The sequence below is a fragment of the Aquitalea pelogenes genome (genome assembly GCF_041914625.1).
In the GTDB taxonomy this organism is placed as follows: Bacteria; Pseudomonadota; Gammaproteobacteria; order Burkholderiales; family Chromobacteriaceae; genus Aquitalea; species Aquitalea pelogenes.
The window spans coordinates 1-20524 of sequence record NZ_JAYSDA010000036.1 but is presented as its reverse complement, the minus strand read 5'-3'; the positions used below and the strand labels follow the sequence as shown (position 1 = coordinate 20524).

20 protein-coding genes are annotated in these 20524 nt (G+C 60.5%); 11 read left to right on the top strand and 9 right to left on the bottom strand.

Annotated elements, in window-relative coordinates; translation table 11 throughout:
- Nucleotides 1-12: 12 nt before the first annotated feature.
- The 5 genes from ACE3SE_RS20140 to nudB are packed head-to-tail and all read left to right on the top strand — an operon-like array spanning nt 13 to nt 4352.
- Complete coding sequence (locus ACE3SE_RS20140) at nt 13-1260, top strand: lipoprotein-releasing ABC transporter permease subunit (RefSeq protein ID WP_062789698.1); 1248 nt, start codon at nt 13-15, stop codon at nt 1258-1260.
- Nucleotides 1253-1942 (top strand): lipoprotein-releasing ABC transporter ATP-binding protein LolD, encoded by a 690-nt coding sequence (gene lolD, locus ACE3SE_RS20135; RefSeq protein WP_131354808.1) that lies wholly within the window; start codon nt 1253-1255, stop codon nt 1940-1942. Before ACE3SE_RS20140 ends, lolD begins: the two co-directional genes overlap by 8 nt.
- 28 nt (nt 1943-1970) lie before the next feature.
- On the top strand, nt 1971-3278 hold the full coding sequence (locus tag ACE3SE_RS20130) for a mechanosensitive ion channel family protein (protein WP_374557795.1): 1308 nt from the start codon (nt 1971-1973) through the stop codon (nt 3276-3278).
- Nucleotides 3275-3910, top strand: a complete 636-nt coding sequence (locus tag ACE3SE_RS20125; RefSeq protein ID WP_045847178.1) for a response regulator transcription factor — start codon at nt 3275-3277, stop codon at nt 3908-3910. The genes ACE3SE_RS20130 and ACE3SE_RS20125 overlap by 4 nt, the downstream gene beginning before the upstream one ends.
- Entirely contained in the window at nt 3900-4352 is a 453-nt protein-coding gene (gene nudB / locus ACE3SE_RS20120; protein ID WP_374557793.1) for a dihydroneopterin triphosphate diphosphatase, read from the top strand. The genes ACE3SE_RS20125 and nudB overlap by 11 nt, the downstream gene beginning before the upstream one ends.
- On the opposite strand, the gene chrA is transcribed toward nudB, so the two are convergent.
- Nucleotides 4349-5683, bottom strand: coding sequence for a chromate efflux transporter (gene chrA / locus ACE3SE_RS20115; RefSeq protein WP_374557791.1), 1335 nt, complete (start codon nt 5681-5683; stop codon nt 4349-4351). The genes nudB and chrA overlap by 4 nt on opposite strands.
- A 141-nt stretch (nt 5684-5824) precedes the next feature.
- Here chrA and ACE3SE_RS20110 point away from each other — a divergent pair, with 141 nt between their 5' ends.
- Nucleotides 5825-6427 (top strand): phosphatase PAP2 family protein, encoded by a 603-nt coding sequence (locus tag ACE3SE_RS20110; RefSeq protein ID WP_374557789.1) that lies wholly within the window; start codon nt 5825-5827, stop codon nt 6425-6427.
- A 1-nt stretch (nt 6428) separates the two neighbouring features.
- Here ACE3SE_RS20110 and ACE3SE_RS20105 read toward each other — a convergent pair whose 3' ends face one another.
- Nucleotides 6429-7607 carry a HoxN/HupN/NixA family nickel/cobalt transporter gene (locus ACE3SE_RS20105; RefSeq protein WP_374557787.1) on the bottom strand — a complete coding sequence of 393 codons (1179 nt, stop codon included), beginning with the start codon at nt 7605-7607 and terminating at the stop codon, nt 6429-6431.
- A 74-nt stretch (nt 7608-7681) separates the two neighbouring features.
- On the opposite strand from ACE3SE_RS20105, the gene ACE3SE_RS20100 reads away from it, so the two are divergent.
- The 5 genes from ACE3SE_RS20100 (at nt 7682) to ACE3SE_RS20080 (ending at nt 11535) form a co-directional block, all read left to right on the top strand.
- Complete coding sequence (locus ACE3SE_RS20100) at nt 7682-7969, top strand: metal/formaldehyde-sensitive transcriptional repressor (protein WP_062789713.1); 288 nt, start codon at nt 7682-7684, stop codon at nt 7967-7969.
- 136 nt (nt 7970-8105) lie between these two features.
- Nucleotides 8106-8855, top strand: coding sequence for an endonuclease/exonuclease/phosphatase family protein (locus tag ACE3SE_RS20095; RefSeq protein ID WP_374557785.1), 750 nt, complete (start codon nt 8106-8108; stop codon nt 8853-8855).
- A gap of 339 nt (nt 8856-9194) precedes the next feature.
- Nucleotides 9195-9932 (top strand): methionine ABC transporter ATP-binding protein, encoded by a 738-nt coding sequence (locus ACE3SE_RS20090; RefSeq protein ID WP_374557782.1) that lies wholly within the window; start codon nt 9195-9197, stop codon nt 9930-9932.
- On the top strand, nt 9932-10618 hold the full coding sequence (locus tag ACE3SE_RS20085) for a methionine ABC transporter permease (RefSeq protein ID WP_045847186.1): 687 nt from the start codon (nt 9932-9934) through the stop codon (nt 10616-10618). Before ACE3SE_RS20090 ends, ACE3SE_RS20085 begins: the two co-directional genes overlap by 1 nt.
- A gap of 107 nt (nt 10619-10725) precedes the next feature.
- Nucleotides 10726-11535, top strand: a complete 810-nt coding sequence (locus ACE3SE_RS20080) for a MetQ/NlpA family ABC transporter substrate-binding protein (RefSeq protein WP_045847187.1) — start codon at nt 10726-10728, stop codon at nt 11533-11535.
- 140 nt (nt 11536-11675) lie between these two features.
- On the opposite strand, the gene ACE3SE_RS20075 is transcribed toward ACE3SE_RS20080, so the two are convergent.
- From ACE3SE_RS20075 to ACE3SE_RS20045, 7 genes are all read right to left on the bottom strand, one after another.
- A complete protein-coding gene (locus tag ACE3SE_RS20075) occupies nt 11676-12095 on the bottom strand; it encodes a hypothetical protein (protein ID WP_062789719.1) in 420 nt (139 codons plus the stop codon).
- A gap of 82 nt (nt 12096-12177) precedes the next feature.
- Complete coding sequence (locus ACE3SE_RS20070; protein WP_374557779.1) at nt 12178-12843, bottom strand: HD domain-containing protein; 666 nt, start codon at nt 12841-12843, stop codon at nt 12178-12180.
- A gap of 88 nt (nt 12844-12931) precedes the next feature.
- Nucleotides 12932-13858: a pseudouridine-5'-phosphate glycosidase gene (locus ACE3SE_RS20065; RefSeq protein ID WP_374557777.1), complete on the bottom strand. Its 927-nt coding sequence runs from the start codon at nt 13856-13858 to the stop codon at nt 12932-12934.
- On the bottom strand, nt 13855-14961 hold the full coding sequence (locus ACE3SE_RS20060; RefSeq protein WP_374557775.1) for a PfkB family carbohydrate kinase: 1107 nt from the start codon (nt 14959-14961) through the stop codon (nt 13855-13857). The genes ACE3SE_RS20065 and ACE3SE_RS20060 overlap by 4 nt, the downstream gene beginning before the upstream one ends.
- Before the next feature lie 259 nt (nt 14962-15220).
- On the bottom strand, nt 15221-16840 hold the full coding sequence (locus tag ACE3SE_RS20055; protein WP_374557773.1) for a methyl-accepting chemotaxis protein: 1620 nt from the start codon (nt 16838-16840) through the stop codon (nt 15221-15223).
- Nucleotides 16841-17082: 242 nt separating this feature from the next.
- Nucleotides 17083-18867, bottom strand: coding sequence for an ABC transporter ATP-binding protein/permease (locus ACE3SE_RS20050; protein ID WP_374557771.1), 1785 nt, complete (start codon nt 18865-18867; stop codon nt 17083-17085).
- A gap of 200 nt (nt 18868-19067) precedes the next feature.
- The coding region (locus ACE3SE_RS20045; protein ID WP_374557769.1) for a helix-hairpin-helix domain-containing protein at nt 19068-20524 on the bottom strand (1457 nt) is incomplete at its 5' end.

The window sequence follows — 20524 nt, the reverse complement described above, 5'->3', positions numbered from 1 at the left end:
AGGCATTCTGGCATGCATTGGCCATTCGAAGTCCTGATCGGGCTGCGTTATTTGCGCGCCAAACGGCGCAACGGTTTTATCTCCTTTATTTCCCTGATTTCCATTGTCGGCATCGCGCTGGGCGTGGCCGCGCTGATCATCGTGCTGTCGGTGATGAACGGTTTCCAGAAGGAAATCCGTGGCCGCATCCTCAGTGTGGCTTCCCATGTAGAAATCTCTGCCTTTGACGGCCGTCTGCCGCAGTGGCAGAGCGTGGCCAAGGTGGCAGAGCGGGACACCCATGTGCTGGCGGCAGCGCCCTTCGTCAATGGTCAGGGGCTGTTTTCCGCTTATGGCAATGTACGCGGCGGTCTGGTGCGCGGCATCGAACCGGTGCTTGAGGACAAGGTGGTGGATGTAGGCCGCCACATGGTGCGCGGCAAGCTGGAGGCGCTGCAGCCGGGCAGTTTTGGCATCGTGCTGGGGGTGGAACTGGCAAGACAGCTGAATGTGGGCATGGGCGACAAGGTGACGCTGTTCACCCCGGAAGGCACGGTGACGCCCGCCGGGATGATTCCGCGTTACAAGCAGTTCACCGTGATCGGCATCTTCAAGGTGGACATGTTCGAGTACGACGCCTCGCTGGCCATGATCCATCTGCAGGATGCCCAGGTGTTGTCGCGGCTGGGCAATACCGTCAGCGGCGTGCGCCTGAAGCTGGATGACCCGATGCTCGCTCCGCTGGTGAAGGCCAACCTGCAGCAGGCGCTGGGCCAGCAGGATCAGGTGACCGACTGGACGGATACCAATGCCAATTACTTCCGTGCGGTGCAAATCGAAAAACGCATGATGACCATCATCCTCACCCTGATCGTGGCGGTGGCGGCTTTCAATCTGGTGTCCACGCTGGTGATGGTGGTGACCGACAAGCAGGCGGATATCGCCATCCTGCGCACGCTGGGTGCAGCACCGTCCAGCATCATGAAGATTTTCATGATCCAGGGCTCGGTGGCCGGTGTCAGCGGTACCCTGGCCGGGGTGGCCGGTGGCGTGCTGGTGGCGCTGAATCTGGATGTGATCGTGCCGCTGATCGAACGCGTGCTGGGCACCAAGCTGTTGTCTAGCGAGGTGTACATGATCGACTACCTGCCTTCCGATGTGCAGCTGGGCGATGTCAGCACCATTACCGTGATTGCCCTGTTGCTGGCCTTGCTGGCCACCATTTACCCGAGCTGGCGTGCCGCGCGCACCCAGCCGGCGGAGGCGCTGCGCTATGAGTAATGTGCTGAACTGCCGCAATCTGGGCAAAACCTATAGCGAAGGGCGGCTCAACCTGACCGTGCTGTCCGATGTATCGCTGAGTGTGGACAAGGGTGAACGGCTGGCCATTGTCGGCGCCTCCGGCTCCGGTAAGAGCACGCTGCTGCACTTGCTGGGCGGGCTGGATACGCCCAGCCAGGGCGTGGTGGAAGTGCTGGGGCGCGATCTGGCCGGTCTGTCCGAGGCCGAACGTGGTGTGCTGCGCAACCAGTCGCTGGGCTTTGTCTACCAGTTCCATCACCTGCTGCCGGAATTCTCTGCGCTGGAAAACGTGATGATGCCCTTGCTGATTCGTCGCCTGCCGCGCAAGGAAGCGGAAGAGCGTGCGGCCAGCATGCTGACACGGGTCGGCCTGGCCCAGCGCCTGCAGCACAAGCCGGGTGAGTTGTCCGGTGGCGAGCGCCAGCGGGCGGCCATTGCCCGTGCGCTGGTGACAGAACCTGCCTGCCTGCTGGCCGATGAACCTACCGGTAATCTGGATTACCAGACCGCGCGCCAGGTGTTCGACCTGATGCTGGAACTGAATGCCGGGCTGGGCACCAGTCTGGTGATTGTCACGCACGACCTGGAGCTGGCTGGCCGGGCGCAGCGTACATTGCGGCTGGTGGAAGGCCGTTTGCAGGACGCAGTGCTGAGCGCCTGAACCCTCGGTGCGCGATACGGAGAAAACAATGCTGTTTGTGCGTGAAGAAATGGATTTTGACGTGGTATTGCAGGCGCTGCAGACCGGTCCCGGGCTGACCCAGCTGGGGTTAGGCGTGCTATGCCTGTTGCTGGGGGTGTTTGCCGCACGCAATACCTTCCGCCGCTGGTTCATGCATCACCCGGAGCGTTACGACCGTTTCATCCCCTATACCGCCTTCCGGCTGGTGTTGCCGCTGGTGGCGCTGGTATCCATGCTGTTGTGCATCATGGGCTGGATGATGGTGATGCATACGCGTCCGCACCTGCTTCCCCTGTTTACCGCCATGCTGTTCTGGCTGGGGGTGATCCGGCTGTTTACCGCGGTCATGCGCCAAGCCTTGCCGCAGGGCAAGTTCGAGCGTAATTCCGAACATTTCATCGCCACCATGCTGTGGCTGGGTTTTGTCAGCTGGGCCATCGGTTTTGACGACGTAATGCTGGACTGGCTGCAGTCGGTTTCCTTCTCCGTCGGCAAGTCGCGGCTGGACCTGCTCACCATCCTCAATGCCATGCTGTGGGTATCGGTCATCGTGGTGGTGGCCTTGTGGGTCAGCCGGGTGATAGAGGCGCGGGTGATGGCGCTCAAGCACATGGACCTGTCCTTGCGCATCGTGTTTGCCAAGATGGCCCGTTCCCTGCTGATCGTGGTGGCGGTGCTCATCGCGCTGCCGGTAGTGGGGATAGACCTCACCGTACTGTCAGTGTTTGGCGGCGCGGTGGGTGTGGGGCTGGGTTTTGGCTTGCAGAAGATTGCCAGCAATTATGTGTCCGGCTTCATCATCCTGCTGGACCGCTCCATCCGGATTGGTGACCGTCTGATGGTGGACAACCGGGTAGGCTATGTCACCCGCATCACCTCGCGCTATGTGGTACTGAAAAGCGCGGATGGCTCGGAAGCACTGGTGCCGAATGACGCACTGATTTCCAATACCGTGATCAACCAGTCCTACTCGGACAAGGCCATGTGGATCAGCCTGCCCATCCAGGTGGATTACGGTACCGATCTGGACCAGGCACTGGCCGTGCTGCGTGAGTCGGCAGTGCACCCGCGGGTAAAGACCGACCCGGCCCCGGCTGCCTTTGTCACGGCTTTTGCCGATAGCGGCATCAATCTGGAACTGGGCATCTGGGTGAAAGACCCGGAAAACGGCTTCATGGGCTTGCGTTCGGAAATCTATCTGGCCATCTGGCGGCGTTTCAAGGAACTGGGCATTGAAATTCCCTATCCGCAGCGGGATGTGCGTATTGTCAGTGATGTGGCCGTGGCCTTGCCCGGCCGGGGAGAGCAGGGATGACAGGCAAACGACTGGCGATTGTGGATGACGATGCCGCGGTACGGCAGGCGCTGATCTGGCTGCTGGACGGTCAGGGCTACCAGGTTAGCGGCTTTGACAGTGCCGAAGAGTTCCTGGCCACCGGCCCGGATACCGGCTTTAACGGCCTGATTGTCGACCTGCGTATGTCCGGCATGTCCGGCATCATGTTGCTGGAGCGCCTTGCCGGCCTGGACTACTGCCCGCCGGCCATCATGCTGACCGCCCATGGCGATGTGCCGCATGCGGTGGCCGCCATCAAGCTGGGCGCGCTGGATTTCATGGAAAAACCATTCGACGACGAGGTATTGCTGTCGCGGGTGGAAAAAATGCTGCTACAGGATGAAAGCAACCGTGCCAGCCATGGCCGCCGTCAGCGGGTGGGCAGCATGCTGGCGCAATTGACCGAGCGCGAAAAGGAAGTGATGCAGCTTATCTTGCTGGGCAAGCTGAACAAGCAGATTGCCGAGGAGCTCTCCATCAGCATGAAAACGGTGGAAGTACACCGTGCCCGTGTGTTCGAGAAAATGGGCGTCAAGTCGGCGGTGGAACTGGCCGGCTTGCTGGCCGCGAGCAAGGCCGATGCATCCGGAGGACGTGGCGATGGGCACTAAGCAGCCGGTTTCCGTGCTGGTGGTGATTCACACCAAAACCGGTGAAGTCTTGCTGATTGAGCGCGCCGACCGGGCGGGCTACTGGCAGTCGGTCACCGGCAGCCGTGAAGGCAGCGAGACCCTGCTGGAGACAGCACGGCGCGAAGTGCTGGAAGAAACCGGGCTGGATGCCGACCAGCATGTGCTGAGTGACTGGCAATTGCACAACCGCTACGAAATCTACCCGCACTGGCGTCATCGCTACCCGGACGGCGTGACGCATAACGATGAATATGTGTTTGGCCTGCAACTGGACGCACCACAAGCGGTGCGACTGGTAGAAGGCGAACATGTGTCCCAGCAATGGCTGCCCTGGCAACAGGCCGCCGAGCTGGTGTTTTCCCCCTCCAATGCCGCAGCCATCCGCCAGCTGGCAACACGGCTGGGCTTGTCTGCCGACTAGCTGTGCAGCAGGCAGCCGGCCACGGCTGCTGCGGCAATCACCTTGATCACCCCCACCTTGTAGCGCTGCAGTGCCAGTGCCGCAGCCACGGCCAGCAGGATGGCCTGCCAGTCCGGCCCGGCTTGCCAGCCTTGCGGCCAAAGCGCATGCCAGCCAAAGAACAGCGCCAGGTTGGCGATCACGCCCACCACCGCCGCCGTGATGGCAGTCAGTGGCGCAGTGAGCGACAGCTTGCCATGGCTGCTTTCAATCAGCGGCCCACCAGCCAGAATGAACAGGAAAGATGGCAGGAAGGTAAACCAGGTCACCAGGCAGGCGGCCAGTGTGCCAGCCAGCCCCGGAGCCATGCCCCCTGCATGCTGGAAGCCACCGACAAAGCCGACAAAGGCCACCACCATGATGAGCGGGCCGGGTGTGGTTTCGCCCAGTGCCAGTCCGTCCATCATCTGTCCGGCATTCAGCCAGCCATGCTGCACCACCGCACCCTGATAGACATAGGGCAGCACCGCATAGGCCCCGCCAAAGGTCAGCAAGGCAGCCTTGGTGAAAAACCAGCCCATCTGGCTGAAGGGGTGGTCCCAGCCAAACAGGCCCAGCAGCACCAGCATCGGGCCGCACCACAACACGCTGCCGGCCAGCACGACGCGCACCAGCCCACCACGCGTGAAGCGGGCATGCGGAGGCGGCGGGGTGTCATCGTCTATCAGTGCCGGTCCGGCTGACTGATGCGCTGCACCATGTCCGCTGCCTGCGGCGGCAAACAGCGCTGGGTAGCGTTTGGCCGCCAGCGCGCCGATCAAGGCCGCAGTCAGGATGATCAGCGGGAAGGGCAGTCCGAAACCGGCCAGCGCGATAAAGGAAGCCAGTGCCAGTCCCCACAGCAGGCGGTTCTTCAAGGCACGCTGACCAATGCGCAGTGCCGCATGCAGCACGATGGCGACAATGGCCGGCTTGATGCCGTAAAACATGCCCGCCACCACACCCAGCTGGCCAAATACCAGATAGGCCCACGACAGCGCAATCAGGATCAGCAGCGAAGGCAGCACAAACAGTCCGCCAGCCACGATGCCGCCAGGCGTGCGGTGCAGCAGCCAGCCAATATACGTCGCCAGCTGCTGGGCTTCCGGGCCGGGCAGCAACATGCAGTAATTGAGTGCGTGCAAAAAGCGGCGCTCGGAAATCCAGCGGCGGCGCTCCACCAGTTCCTGATGCAGGATGGCAATCTGCCCGGCCGGGCCGCCAAAGCTGATGAAACCCAGCTTCAGCCAGAAAGCGCTTGCCTCGCGCAAAGAGACGGACCGTGGTGCTGGCGGTGTGTTGTTGGCAGGCATGGACTGTCCGGAATCGGCATTTGTGTAAGCAAAGTGTGCCCATTTTGCACAGACAGGACAAACTTCGTCACAAAACAGGCAAGGACAGCATGCGGCAGGATCGTTACAATCCGTTTTTCCGTTAATTGTCATCATACTGTCATGTTTGCACTGGAAAGCTTCAATCAGGCTTGTTTCCTGCTCATCAACGCCACGCCCGTCTCGTCCGTGCTGATGATCAAGCTGGCCATCTTCTTTGCCAAATACCTGATTTTGCTGATTCCGGTATTGCTGCTGCTGATGTGGCTGTGGGGTGAGCGTGCCCAGCGCGAGCGTGCGCTGAAGGTGCTGTTCAGTGTCGGGCTGGCCTTGCTGTGCAATCAGCTGATCGGCATGTTGTGGGATCACCCGCGCCCCTTTGCCATTGGCCTGGGGTATCGCTTTATCGACCATGCAGCCGACCCGTCCTTCCCCAGTGACCACACCACCATCTTCGCCACCACCGCCTTTGCCTTCTGGCTGGCCGGCAAGGCCAGGCTGGGCCAACTGCTGTTGCTGCTGACCGTGCTGGTAGGGGTGTCACGCATTTATCTGGGTGTGCACTGGCCGCTGGATATTCTGGGCGGCCTGCTGCTGTCGCTGCCCTATGCGCTGGCCATGCATGCCGCCTGGCCGCGCTTTGGCCAGCGTATGCTCGATGGCCTCAACCGCAGCTATCGTTACCTGTTGGCCAAGCCGATTGCGCTGGGTTGGGTCAAGGCCTGATTCAGCCGGCCAGCTGCAGACCCCCTTGCAGCATCATCACGGTTGCAATCACCACCATCATCAGGCTGGACAGATAAGGCAGACGTCGTATGGTGCCGTCCAGCTGATGAAACTTCTCACCCAGCCGCCGTGCTCCCCAGGCGGCCACCACGCCAACGCTCACCAGTGAAATGGCCAGGCCGATGCTGAAAGACGCCACCATGGTCAGACCCAGCGCTACCCGCTTGAGCTGCAGGCAAATCAGCAGGATGGTGACCGAGGCTGGGCAGGGCATCAGGCCGCCAGTCAGCCCGAACAGGGCAATCTGGCCATTGCTTACCGTTTTGCCGGCAAAGCGCCGGGCAATTTCCTCGGCATGGGCTTTTTCATGGGCATCCTGATACGGCTCGGCGGTGTCGGCCTGGGCCGACGCGCGTTGCGGCCGTGCCAACATGCTGCCCTTGCCGACAACAGCGGCATTCTGACTGCGCTGCTGGTAGCGCCGCGCTGCCGGTGGGCCAAAGCGCAGGGCAAACTCATGGCCATGGTTGCCATGCAGCATGTGCAGCGTGACGGAAAACTGGTGCGGCAAGGCAACGGGTTGCTCCGCCTGCAGGTAGCTCCCTCGTGATATCAGGAGGTAGTCCTCTTGCTGGCCGTCGTCCCGCCGTACCTGTAGCCGGTACTGCACGTCACTGGCCGGCTTTTGCGGGCGTAGCTGTGTGCTGTAGCAATACAGGCGAAAACGGGCCTGGCTGTTACTGTCATTACCCTCCAGCACCAACTCCACCAGTCCATGGCCGGTATTGATCATCTTGCCGCCGTGCGGTGCATGCTGCCAGGCCCGGGCCGCCAGATTGTCCAGTCGCGTGCGCCATGCCATCCAGCTGGCAATGCCCAGCACGATGATGCCGGAAAGCAACAGCAGCCATGGCTCCGCCTGTTCAACCAGTAACTGGTTGCCATAGTGCAGGGCGCTTGCCGCCAGCAGCCAGACGACGAGCGAGTGGGACAAGGCCGCACACAAGCCCAGCAGCACGGCCTGGGCAATGCTGCCGCGGATGGCAATGATGAAGGACGCCATCAGTGTTTTGGAGTGGCCAGGCTCCAGCCCGTGCAGGGCGCCCAGCAGGATGGCGGATGGAATGAACAGCCAGAGGTTGGTGGAACCTTGCTGTATCAGTTCGCTCAGTGGTGGCATGATGCGGATGCGTATCAGGATGAGAATGTCCGCAATATACTACCCCCTAGTATGTTTTGAGAAAGAAAATTGCAATGGGACACACCGTAAAGGGAAAAAAACCGCTACTGGCCAGAGTACGGCGTATCCAGGGACAGGCCGCTGCCATCGAGCGGGCGCTGGAGGAAGGGCAGGAGTGCATGGCGGTACTGCAGCAGATTGCTGCGATACGCGGTGCGGTCAATGGCCTGATGGCCGAGGTGCTGGAAGGCCATCTGCGCGAGCATCTGCTGGCCCCCGCCGCCATTGGTGCCGACGTCGACCCGGAACGGCAGCAGGAAGCCGACCAGGTCATGCGCCTGGTCCGCTCTTACCTGAAATAAAGCTGGCTGGCGCGCCCCGCCTCAGCTTCAGGCTGACTGGCATGCGGATACGTGAAGTTGACTCCACCCCGGATGAAAATTGCGCATTATTTGCGCCAGGGACTGGCGCAAGCGAGGCTGCTTGCGCTATGGATAGATGATGAAGCCGCTCAAGATCACCACCTACAACATCCACAAGGGCATGTCCCCGCTGAACCGCCATGTGCGGGTTGATGAAATTGCCCATGCGCTGGAAATGCAGTCACCGGATTTGCTGTTCTTGCAGGAAGTACAAGGCAAGAACCTGCTGCGTTCGCTGCGTCACGAGGGCTGGCCGGTACAAGCCCAGCATCACTATCTGGCCCGGCGGCTGGATCACAAGGTGGTGTATGGCCTGAATGCCGCCTATGAACACGGCCATCATGGCAATGCGGTGCTGACCCGTCATCCCATCATCGAATGGTGTAACCGCGACCTGTCGGTCAACCGCTTTGAAAGCCGTGGCTTGTTGCATTGCATGCTGTTGCCACGAGGCTGGAACCGGCCGGTGGCCGCGCTGTGTGCACACCTCAATTTGCTGGCCCGCGACCGGCGCAAGCAATACGCCAATCTGCTGCATTACATCGAGGCAGCCATTGCGCCGGATACGCCCATCATCCTGGCCGGCGACTTCAACGACTGGCAGGGCGAGGCCAGCGAACTCCTGCAGCAGGCGGGCTTGCAGGAAGTGTTTCTCACCCACCGCGGCCATTACGCGCAAAGCTTTCCGGCACGGCTGCCGGTGCTGCCGCTGGACCGCATTTATGTGCGCGGCCTGCGGGTGCTGAGTGCCGATGTGCTGCGCGGCCTGCCCTGGTCGCGTTTGTCGGACCATTTGCCACTGACGGCATCGCTGCTTCCAGCATGAAAATGCTGACGTTCGATATGAAACATCAGTATTTGACGATTGATAAAACCATGCCGTAATCCTGCTTTATCAGCAGCAAAATTTCCGTTTTACTGCAAAGCTTGCGCTTTTCGGGCAGGAATACTGCATCAGGCTTGACGTAAAGCGAAAATTGCTGTTCAATACCCAAAATTAATCGCCGATTTGACACAGCTTGCGGGCGTAAAACAGCTAAAGCGTGGGTAAGCAGACCCCGTATCAATTCAGTTTCTGCTTATATAATCTTTTCAGTATTCAAAGATTCCATGCATAAAGCCCGCCAGCGTCACCGGCGGGCTTTATGCATTCCGGAGTATTTGAATGATTCATCTGCAAAACATCCGCAAGCGTTTTCGCCGCCCCGGTGGCGGCTGGTTCGACGCTGTGCAGGATACCTCGCTCGCCATCACCGCTGGTGAAGTGTTCGGCCTGATCGGTTTTTCCGGTGCCGGCAAATCCACCTTGCTGCGGCTGATCAACCTGCTGGAGCGTCCGGACAGCGGCGCCGTCATCGTGGACGGGCAAGACCTCACCGCCATGGATGCGCCTGCCTTGCGGCGCGCCCGTCAGCATCTGGGCATGGTGTTCCAGCAATTCAACCTGATGGCCAACCGCACCGTGGCCGACAACATCGCCTTCCCGCTTGAGATTGCCGGCTGGTCCAAGGCCGATATCGCCCAGCGCGTGGCCGAATGTCTGGAAGTGGTCGGGCTGGCCGACCGTGCGCAGCACTATCCGGCCCAGCTGTCCGGTGGGCAAAAGCAGCGTGTGGGCATTGCCCGTGCACTGGCTCCGCGTCCCAAGGTGATTCTGGCGGATGAACCCACTTCGGCACTGGACCCGAAAACCACCCAGTCCATTCTGGACTGCCTGCGCGACATCAATCAGCGCTTTGGCGTGACGGTGGTGATTGTCACCCACGAAATGCATGTGGTGCGTTCCATCTGCCACCGCGCGGCCGTGCTGGACGCCGGCCAGGTGGTGGAAGTGGTGGATGTGAGCGAGGGCAAGGTGGATGCCCGTTCAGACCTCGCCCGTTCTTTGCTGGAGGCTGCGTGATGGAAGAAATGACTTTTGCTGCGGCATTGGCCGACCTGGCCGGCATGGCCCCGGAAATCTGGCAGGCCTGTCAGGAAACCGGCCTGATGCTGGGCGTGGGACTGGCTGCCGCCATCCTGCTGGGCGGGCCCTTGGGTATCTGGCTGTACCTGTCGCAGCCGGGCCAGCTGTTTGCCAACCGTCTGGTCAATGGTGTGCTGGGCTGGACGGTGAACCTGGTGCGCTCCTTCCCCTTCATCATCCTGATGGTGTCGCTGGTGCCGCTTACCCGCCTGCTGGTGGGCAGCACCATCGGCCCGGTGGCTGCGGCCGTGCCGCTGTCCTTTGCCGCCATTCCGTATTTTGCCCGGCTGGTGGAACAAACCCTGCGCGAGATTCCACGCGGTGTGGTGGAAGCGGCCGAGGCCATGGGGGCCAGCCCCTTGCAGATCATCATCAAGGTATTGCTGAACGAAGCCCGCTCCGGGCTGATTTCCAGCCTGACCATTCTCACCATCAGCTTTCTGAGCTATTCCGCCGTGGCGGGGGTGGTGGGTGGCGGCGGTATTGGCGATCTGGCCATCCGTTATGGCTATTACCGTTTCCAGACCGACGTGATGGTGGCCATGGTACTGCTGCTGGTGGTGATCGTGCAGATCATCCAGCTGCTGGGCAACCGGCTGGCCGCCAGGCTGGACAAGCGCTGAATCAATCCTACAGACCGGGCGACACCGTCAGCCCGGCAACCCGGCTGGTGTGCTGCCTGGCAGCCAGGCCAGCTGCTTTCCCTTATCAATCATTGCAAGGAGTTCACATGCGTAGATTCGTCATCAAGGCGCTGGCCGTATCTTGTCTGGGTCTGGCCATTGCCGGTCCGGCACTGGCGGCTGACCCGGCCAAGAAGGAAATCGTGATTGGCACCACCGTGGGTGACTTTGGCGACATGGTGAAGCAGTCGATCAAGCCTATCCTGGAAAAGCAGGGCTATGCGGTCAAACTGGTGGAATTCACCGATTATGTACGTCCCAATATGGCCCTGCAGGAAGGTGCGCTGGATGTGAACGTATTCCAGCACAAGCCTTACCTGGACAACTTCGTCAAGGAACACAAGCTGAGCCTGAAAGAAGTATTCCAGGTGCCGACTGCACCGCTGGGCATCTATCCGGGAAAGCTGAAGTCGCTCAAGGACGTGAAGGAAGGCAGCACCATTTCCGCGCCGAACGATCCGTCCAACTTTGCCCGTGCACTGGTGATGCTGAGCGATCTGGGCTGGGTCAAGCTCAAGCCGGGTATCAACCCGCTGACCGCTTCCGAGCGTGATATCGCCCAGAACGTGAAAAAGCTGAAGATTGTCCAGCTGGAAGCCGCCCAGCTGCCGCGCTCGCGTAACGATGTGGACTTTGCCGTCATCAACGGCAACTACGCCACCAGTTCCGGCATCAAGCTGACCGAGGCCGTGTTCCAGGAAAAGAGCTACGCCTATGTCAACTGGGGTGTGGTGCGCGCTGCCGATGCGGGCAAGCCGTGGGCACGTGACGTGATTGCCGCTTACAACAGCAAGGCCTTCAGTGACTGGGCCAAACAGAAATATGCCGGTTACAAATTCCCGCAAAGCTGGAAATAAACCGTAACCCATGCATGTGGCCCTGTCGGGATGATGACGGGGCTGGCAGGTTTTCTTGTAACACTCCTGGCTACAAGACTTGTACGGAGGGCAATGCCCTCCGTTTTTTTATGGCCAGCCCGGATGCTGGCATGACCGGTTTATTCGCACACGGTGAAGGGAGCCTTGTGTTCCAGCAGGCCGGGCTTGTCTTCGCTTGCCGGTGTGGCATCAACCACGGCATGGACCGGGTTGCCATCCGGGTCCAGCAGGGTACAGCGCTTGCTGTCATCCCCGAGAACCAGGCTGGGGGCGGGGCGGCCACCGGCAGCCAGGCCCGCGGCCACAAAGCCGGTCAGCAGCTGCGGGCTTGCCGCGCGGAATACCAGATGAACATGGCTGCGCTGTTCCGGCTTGCCGCCTGTCACCAGCAGTTCGTCGGCGCGGAAGAAGTCGGCACCTTCTGCACTCAGCGTGCGGCCCAGCTCATGCAGGATGGCCTGGTAAAAGCGTTTGCTGGCAGCCAGATCTGCCACCACCACGTGGACCTGTTCCAGCAGACGTGCGTTGTGATAGTGCATGGGACATCTCCTCTGTTATTGACAGCTTTTGTCCCATCATACGCCGCAGCCACAAGGCTTGCCCATCCGGTGAAGTACGGCCTCAGCGTGCCAGCCATTCCTCGACAAACTGCTGGCGAAAGGCATGCAAGCGTGCCAGCCGCTCCACCGCCATGGCACGGCCTGCTGCGGTTTGCATCATGTCGGGCAGCTTTTCCAGTTTCACTTCGATGTGATCGAGCGCGTATTCACGGTCATCCAGCGCCCGGCCTGCGCCCAGCGGGTTGTCCGGATGCGCCAGTTGCCGACCCATGCGGCCCGAGGTGTAGAACATGCGCGCAAGGCCAATGGCGCCCAGCGCGTCCATGCGGTCGGCGTCCTGCACGATGCGCGCTTCGTCGGTTTGCGGCGGGATATTGGCGGAAAAACTGTGCGCCTCGATGGCGTGCGCCACGGTAGCCAGCTTGTCAGTCGGAAAGCCAGCATCCGCCAGTAACTGACTGGCCTTGGCGGCAGCCAGCCGCGATGCCTGTGCCCGGTCCGGGTGATTCTTTGGCAGATTGACCAGATCGTGCAAATAACAGGCTGCCAGCACCACCAGGGCATCGGCCTGCGGGTGATGCGGCAGGATGTGCCGCGCCGCCGCCCATACCCGGTGAAAGTGCGACAGATCATGGGCACCGTCGGCATCTGGTTCCTGTTGTTGCAGTAGCCCGATCAGCTGCTGTTGCCAGTGTTGCAGTTGCGGGGTGAGTTCAAGCGGTGACATGGCGGCATTCCAGAGGGTGGGGCGAGGATTACACCGCTGCTGCCAGCAGGCGTCAACCATGTCGGCAGCAGGGCGTTGGCGGGTGTGCTCAGGCGGTCAGGCGGCAGTAGTCCTGTGCAATGGCGGCGGCCAGGCGGGCATTGTTCAGTACCAGCTGAATGTTGGAAGCCAGGCTGTTGCCGCCGGTCAGCTCGCACACCCGTGCCAGCAGGAAGGGGGTGGATTCCTTGCCGCCGATGCCTTGATCACTGGCTTCCTGCAGGGCTTGTTCGATGGCGGCGTCAATCTTGTCCGACGGCATGGCGAATTGCTGCGGAATGGGGTTGGCCACCACCATGCCACCCTTCAGCGCCATCGCCCATTTGGCTTGCATCACGGCGGCAATGTCGGCCGAACTGTCCAGGCGGTAATCCACTTTGAAAGCACTTTCACGGGTGAAGAAGGCGGGCAGGGTGGCAGTCTGGTAGCCGATTACCGGCACGCCGTGGGTTTCCAGGTATTCCAGTGTCAGGCCCAGGTCCAGAATCGACTTGGCACCAGCACACACCACGGTGACCGGGGTCTGGGCCAGTTCTTGCAGGTCGGCAGAAATATCAAAGCTGTGCTGGGCACCACGGTGCACGCCGCCAATGCCGCCGGTGGCAAATACGCGAATACCGGCCATGGCGGCGATGATCATGGTGGAAGCCACGGTGGTGGCTCCGGTCTGGCGGCCCGCCACGATGAAAGGCAGGTCGCGGCGGCTGACCTTGACCACTTCCCGGCCACGTTTGCCCAACAGTTCGATTTCATCCGCGCCAAGGCCAGCCTTCAGGCGGCCATCAATGATGGCAATGGTGGCGGGTACCGCGCCATGGGCACGCACTTCGGCTTCCACTTGCAAGGCGGTGGCCACGTTTTGCGGATAGGGCATGCCGTGGGAGATGATGGTGGATTCCAGTGCAACGACTGGCTGACCGGCGGCCAGCGCAGCGGCGACTTCGGGATGGATGTCCAGGTAAGGGTGTTGGCTCATGATTGCTCCGGATAAGGCAAATTGGGGCACAGCTGTTGTACGGCTGTCAGTGACAAGGTGGGGTTGTTGGTAGCGGCGCAGCTCAGGGTGAGAGCAGCACAGGCTTGTGCCAGTTCCACGGCGTGGGGTAAGGGCATGCCTTGCAGCGCGCCCCAGGCAAGGCCGGCCATCAGCGCGTCACCTGCGCCGGTGGCGTTGACAATGTCGCAGGCCGGGGCCGGGCACCAGCCATGTGTACCGTCGGCATGGCTGTAAAACACCCCGTCGGCGGCCAGGCTGACAATCAGCTGCCGGATGCCCTGCTGGTGAAACCAGCTGGCCAGGGCCGGGGCCTGTTCGGGGGTATCCAGCGGCAGGCCGGACAGGCTGGCCGCTTCCAGCCGGTTGGGTTTCAGGGTGTGGATGCGGCCCAGCCAGGGGCGCAGGCGGTCGGCCTTGAAGGCAGATACCGTGTCCATGAACACCGGGGTGTCGCCGGCTTCGGCAAACAACCAGGCCAGGGCATCGGGCGAGAGATTGGCATCGGCCACAATCAAACCGGCATGACGCAGCAGTTCGCGCTGTGGTGCCAGACGCGTGGCATCCAGCCGGGTCAGGATATCCATGTCATTGATGGCAATGGCCATGTCGCCATCCGGTCCGTGAATGGACAGATAGGTGGAGGTGGCAGCATCCGGCAGCAGCAGGACGTGGCGGACATCAACCCCGGCGCGCTGGGTGCTTTCCAGCAGCGCCCGGCCGTAGAGGTCATCTCCCACGGCGCTGATCAGCCGGCAATCCGCCCCCAGCCGGGCCAGGTTTTCCGCGATATTGCGTGCCACACCACCGGCCGAGCAGCTTATCCTGCCGGGATTGGAGTCGCCCTGACGCAGAGCGGCCACCGTGCTGCCACGAATGTCCATATTGGCACCGCCCAGCGCCACCACATAAGGGCTGTCGGCCAGAATATAGCCCTTGCCCAGAATCTGACCCTTTTGCATCAGCTTCATGATGTGGCCGGCCACGGCCGAGCGGCTGATGCCCAGCTGGTCGGCAAGTTCCTGCTGCGGAATCAGCGGGTTCTGCCGCAGCCATTGCAGGATTTCCTGTTCGCGTTCGGTCATTAAACTTATGTTTGTTAGTAAAACATTTGTTTATGCTAATGGCCCGGTCAGCGTCTGGTCAAGTTCAAAGGGCACGCCACTGTGATTTGCGGCTATAACAAAAGTACTGCCCAGGCTGCGACTGGCCTGGGCAGACTTTCACCCTTGCGGTGAATCACCCGTCCGGCATCCGGGCGGGTTTCTTTTTTGTTCCGTTGGTCAATGGCAAAAAAAATGCCGCCAGCGTAACACTGGCGGCCACGACTGCAAGGAAGGTGTTTTACAGGCGGTACTGCTGCAAGGTGCTGATCTGGTGGCGTGCCAGTTCGTCCAGATGACGCGCACTGCTGGCCGCTTCCTGTGCTGCCGAGGACGCTTCTTCCGTCATCTGGGCAATCTGTTCTACCTGTACCGCAATATTGTTGGTGGCCTTGCCCTGTTCCTTGATGGCATCGGAAATCTCGGTGACCATGTGTACGGTATTGCCGGTGGCCTCGCCAATCTGCTTGATGGCATGGTCGGCATGGTCGGCACGGCTCACGCCATTGCGTACCAGTTCCTCGGCGGCATGCATCTGTTCGGTGGCCTGGCGCGAGCGGTCACGCATGGCATTGATGGTGGAGGAAATTTCCTGGGTGGAGCTGCTGGTGCGTTCGGCCAGCTTGCGCACTTCGTCGGCCACCACGGCAAAGCCGCGACCCATTTCGCCAGCCCGTGCTGCTTCGATAGCGGCATTCAGCGCCAGCAGATTGGTCTGGTCGGCAATATCCTTGATTACCCCCACCACGGTGTCCACCTGGGCGCTATAGGTGTCCAGTTCGCGAATGCTGCCCGCTGCGCTGTCCACTGCGCTGGAAATGTCGCGAATGTCGTGAATGGTCTGGCTGATGGTGGTGGAACCCTGATGCGCCAGGCTGCCGGCATTGTGCGCGAGGTCGCGGGATTCTTCGGCACGGGTGGCCACATGGTTCACGCTGACGGTCATCTGTTCGATGGTGGCGGCCATATTGGCAGAAGAGGACGATTGCGCATCGGCCGCAGCAGCCACCTGGGTGGCAGTCTGCGACAGGTCTTCCGAGGCTGCGGCTACCGAGCGCGCCCCTTCCAGGATGGATTTCAGATTGGTCTGCAAACCACCCAGCAGATTATTGAAGGCAGTGGCAGTATTGCCGATTTCATCCTGGTTGATGACCGGGGCGCGCTGGGTGAAGTCCAGCGACTGGCTGACCTGTTGCATGGTGTGCTGGATGGAAGTCAGGCCACGGCTGATGGTGCGGAACAGGGTGACGCCCATGAACAGTACCAGCAACACCACGCCAGCAATCATGCCGCTGGTTTGCAGCAATGAAGCATTGTACGCAGCCTTGTTGGTTTCCAGCGTATCAAAGGCCAGCTTGAGGTTGTATTCGTTATGGGTATTCAGGGCCTTGCGCAGCTCTGCACCGGTGGTATTCAAGGGGCCGTCGCGCAGCATGGCATCAGCCAGATCGTCCTTGCCGCTGTTGGACATGTCGAAGTACTTGTTACGTTCAGCACGAAATGCGGCCAGCTTGGCTTTTTCATCCTGTAACAACTGACGATCGTGATCATCAGCAATCAGGTTTTTCTCGTAGTCATTCAACAGGTCGTCCAGCTTTTTGTCAGCCTCGCCCGACATGGCTTCTGCGGCTGCCTTTTCCCCAGTGGTATGCGATACCGAGTGCTTGATGATGGCACTGCGGATGTCCATGAAGGCATACACCATACCGTTCAGGTCGCGAATGCTGGGCGCAATATTGCTGATGGTGTCTTCAAAACGGTTGCTGGCCTGCTTTTGCTGGTAAATGCCAAAGCCTCCCACCAGCAGCAGGGCAAGCAGGGCAATAGCGAGGGTGAGGATGAGGCGTCGGATGATGGTCATGAGAGTCTTCCTTGCAAGTGTTCATCTTGTTGTTATTCGTCATTGGCATATGTAGTCGTGCTACGTAAATTTACCTATAGCAGCTACACGTGACGTTTGCAGGAAAGTTTTGAATTATTTGATGATTATGCAGTTTTGCTTCAAACAGCATAAAAAAATGCTTCTGATATGGCGGGTGTGATCAGACATAAAAAAGACCGCAGCGGCGCAGGCCGTGCGGTCGTTTAGCGGAAAGGGCGGGTTCAGGCTGGCAGTACTTCCCAGCGGCCCCGGCCCAGAATCTGCAATTGCTGCTGATGGTATTGCAGCAGGCTGCTGCGGTGGCCGACGCTTACCAGCGTGGTGTCCGGCAGTTGCTCACGTAGCAGGCGATACATGGCATCTTCCAGTCCTTCGTCCAGCGCCGAACTGGCTTCGTCCAGAAAAGCGATATCCGGCTGGTTCAGCAACAGGCGGCCAAAGGCCAAGCGCTGCTGTTCGCCCAGCGACAGGCTGTGGCCCCAGTCACGCTCTTCATCCAGCCGCGGCAGCAGGTGGCCCAGCTGTATGCTTTGCAGTATCTGTTCCAGCTGTGCACTGCCGCCCTGCGGCGGGCTAGCCGGGTAGTACAGCGCATCGCGCAGGCTGCCGCCCGGCAGGTAAGGCTTTTGCGACAGGAACATCACACCGCTTGCTGGCAGGATGATTTGGCCCTTGCTATAGGGCCATAAGCCGGCCAGGCTGCGCAGCAGCGTGGTTTTGCCCGAGCCGGAACGGCCGCGAATCAGCAATGCACTGCCTGCCGGAATCTCCAGCGAGACATTGTCCAGCAGGCAGTCGCCAGCCGGGCTGTGCAGGCTGAAGGCTTCCAGCGCCAGCCGCTTGCCCTGATGGCTGATGGCGGGGCGCGGCAGGCTGGCGGCTTCCTGCATGGAGTCGCAATAGCCGGACAGACGGTTGAGCACCGCGCGATAACCGGCAAAGTCGTCATAGGCATTGCGGAAAAAGGACAGATTGTCGTGCAGCGTGCCGAAAGCCTGGGAGGTTTGCATCAGGTCGCCCAGGGTAATCTGCTTGGAGAAAAAGCGATGGGCCTGCACGATGAGTGGAAACACCACGGCGGTCTGGCTGACAATCAGGTTGAAGCCCTGGAATTTCAGCGACCGGAACACGATGCGCCAGTTATTGTGGATGATCTGGCCAAAACGGCTGCGCAGCAGCATGCCTTCCACTTTTTCCCCGGCATAAAAAGCAATGCTTTCCGCATACTCCAGCAAGCGCACCAGCAGGTAACGATAGTTGGCGTTGTATTGCTCGTTCAGGAAGTTCAAGCGTACCAGTGGGCGGCCGATCTTCACTGCCAGCACCGTGGCAATCAGCACGTAGACAAACACCGCAAACACCATGGCGCGGGGTATTTCCACCCCCAGCAGCTGCAAGGGGCCGGACAGGTTCCACAGGATCAGCGTGTAGGCCAGGGTGGACACCAGAGCGCTGACCACGCCCATCGACAGGCCGAGCGAACTGCTGACGAAGCTGCTGACATCCTGCTGGATACGCTGGTCGGGGTTGTCGCTGTGTTGCGGCAGGTATTGCAGGCGGTAGAAGGCTTGCTGACTCAACAACCTTTGCAGCAGTTGTTCGTTCAGCCAGGCACGCCAGTGGATGGAAAAGCTCTGGTTGACGTAAAAGCTGAACAGGCTGCGCAGCACATGCAGGCTGGCCAGAATGCAGAAAATGCGGACAAAGCTCCAGAACAGGCTTTCATTCAGTTGCTGCAAGGAGGTATACAGCCCGTTGCTCCAGTTGGACAGCACCACGTCCAGCCGGACACCAGCCAGGGTCAGCAGCAGGATCAGCGCAATGGCCAGCAGTGGTTTGGCACTACGCCGCAGGCTGAAGTAAGCACCGCTCAGTTGCCAGAATTGCCGGCCCCAGCTGGTGAGCCGGGTCAGGCTCCACACCGCAATGACAAACAGCAGGCAAGTGATGCCATAGGCCTTGGCTACCCACACCAGGCTGGTGCCCAGTTCCTGATTCCAGTTCATGTTTCCCCTTTGATGCAATCAGACATGCCGTGTGCAAGCAGTTGGCAAGCGCACGGCATGGGTGGATGGTGAGACGCTGCCCGGTAGGCAGCAGCACAGCTTACGATGCCGGCTGCCTGCTGCCAAACGGTGACTGGCTGTCAATAATGAACAATTGTTGCCCGCCAGCAGCAAGGCCGGTGCCGGCGTTCAGCCGGGCTTTACCACAATATCTTCACCGCGGTTTCGCCCAGCCAGTCCTGCAAGGCCAGCAGCAGGCTGTCGTCCAGCCGTACGGCCCAGCCTTGCGACAGGGCCACATCGCCACGCGCTTGGGCATTGCTGTAGCTGATGCGTACCAGGCCGCCATTTTCCTCGTCACGATAGGGGGTGAGCAAGGCTTTCAGCCGGTTGACATCGGCATTGCCGTTCATCTGCAAGGACAGGCCGCGGGCAAAGCAGCTGCGTGCTTCGCCCAGATCGTAAATGCGGTCGGCCATGATGCGCAGGCCGCCGGAGAAACTGTCCTCGCTCACCTTGCCTTGCACCACCAGCACGATGTCTTCTTTCAGCTTGTTGCGGTTGACTTCATAGCTGTCACCAAACAGGCCGATTTCGCGCTTGCTGCTGCCATCGTCCAGTTCGACAAAGGCCATCTTGCCGCGATTGCCCATCTTGACGCGGATGCCGGTGACAAAACCGGCCAGCAGCTGCGGCTCCTTGCGCGGAGTCAGGCGCGAGAGTGTGGTCTTGATGAAGGCACGCACTTCCTGCGCATAAGCGGAGAACGGGTGGCCGGACAAGTAAAAGCCGATGGCCAGTTTTTCTTCCGCCAGTTTGACGGCGTCATTCCATGGCCGGGTGGCCACCATTTCCACTGCCGGCGCCACATCGTCGCCAAACATGTCGAACAGGCCACCCTGATTGGCATTGGCATGGGCCTGATCGGCCGCTTCCATCGCCAGGCCGACATTGGCAAACAGCAGGGCGCGGTTGGGTTCGATGCTGTCGAAGGCACCGGCGCGGATCAGCGCTTCGATCACCCGCTTGTTGACCAGCTTTTTGTCAGTGCGCTGGCAGAAATCAAACAGGCTGGTGTAGGGGCCGCTGGCTTCACGCACCGCCACGATATGGTCTACGGCAGATTCGCCACTGCCCTTGATCGCGCCCAGTGCATAGCGGATTTCCTGACGGCTGACCGGCACAAAGCGGTAGAAGCTGTGATTGACGTCCGGCGGTAAGAAGCGCAGGCCGTTCTTGGGGTCGGTGGCGTCGTCATAAAACACCTTCAGCTGGTCGGTATTGTCCAGTTCGGTGGACATGGTGGCAGCCATGTAGGCGGCGCAATGATGTGCCTTGAGCCAGGCCGTATGGTAGGCCACCAGTGCATAGGCGGCGGCGTGCGACTTGTTGAAACCGTAGCCGGCGAATTTCTCCATGTAGTCGAAGATTTCGTTGGCCTTGGATTCCGGAATATCCTGCTTGGCGGCACCCTGCACGAACATGGCGCGCTGCGCCACCATCTCCTCCACCTTCTTTTTACCCATCGCGCGGCGCAGCAAGTCGGCACCGCCCAGCGAGTAGCCGCCAATCACCTGGGCGGACTGCATCACCTGTTCCTGATACACCATGATGCCGTAGGTGGGGGCCAGTACCGGTTCCAGCAGCGGGTGCAGGT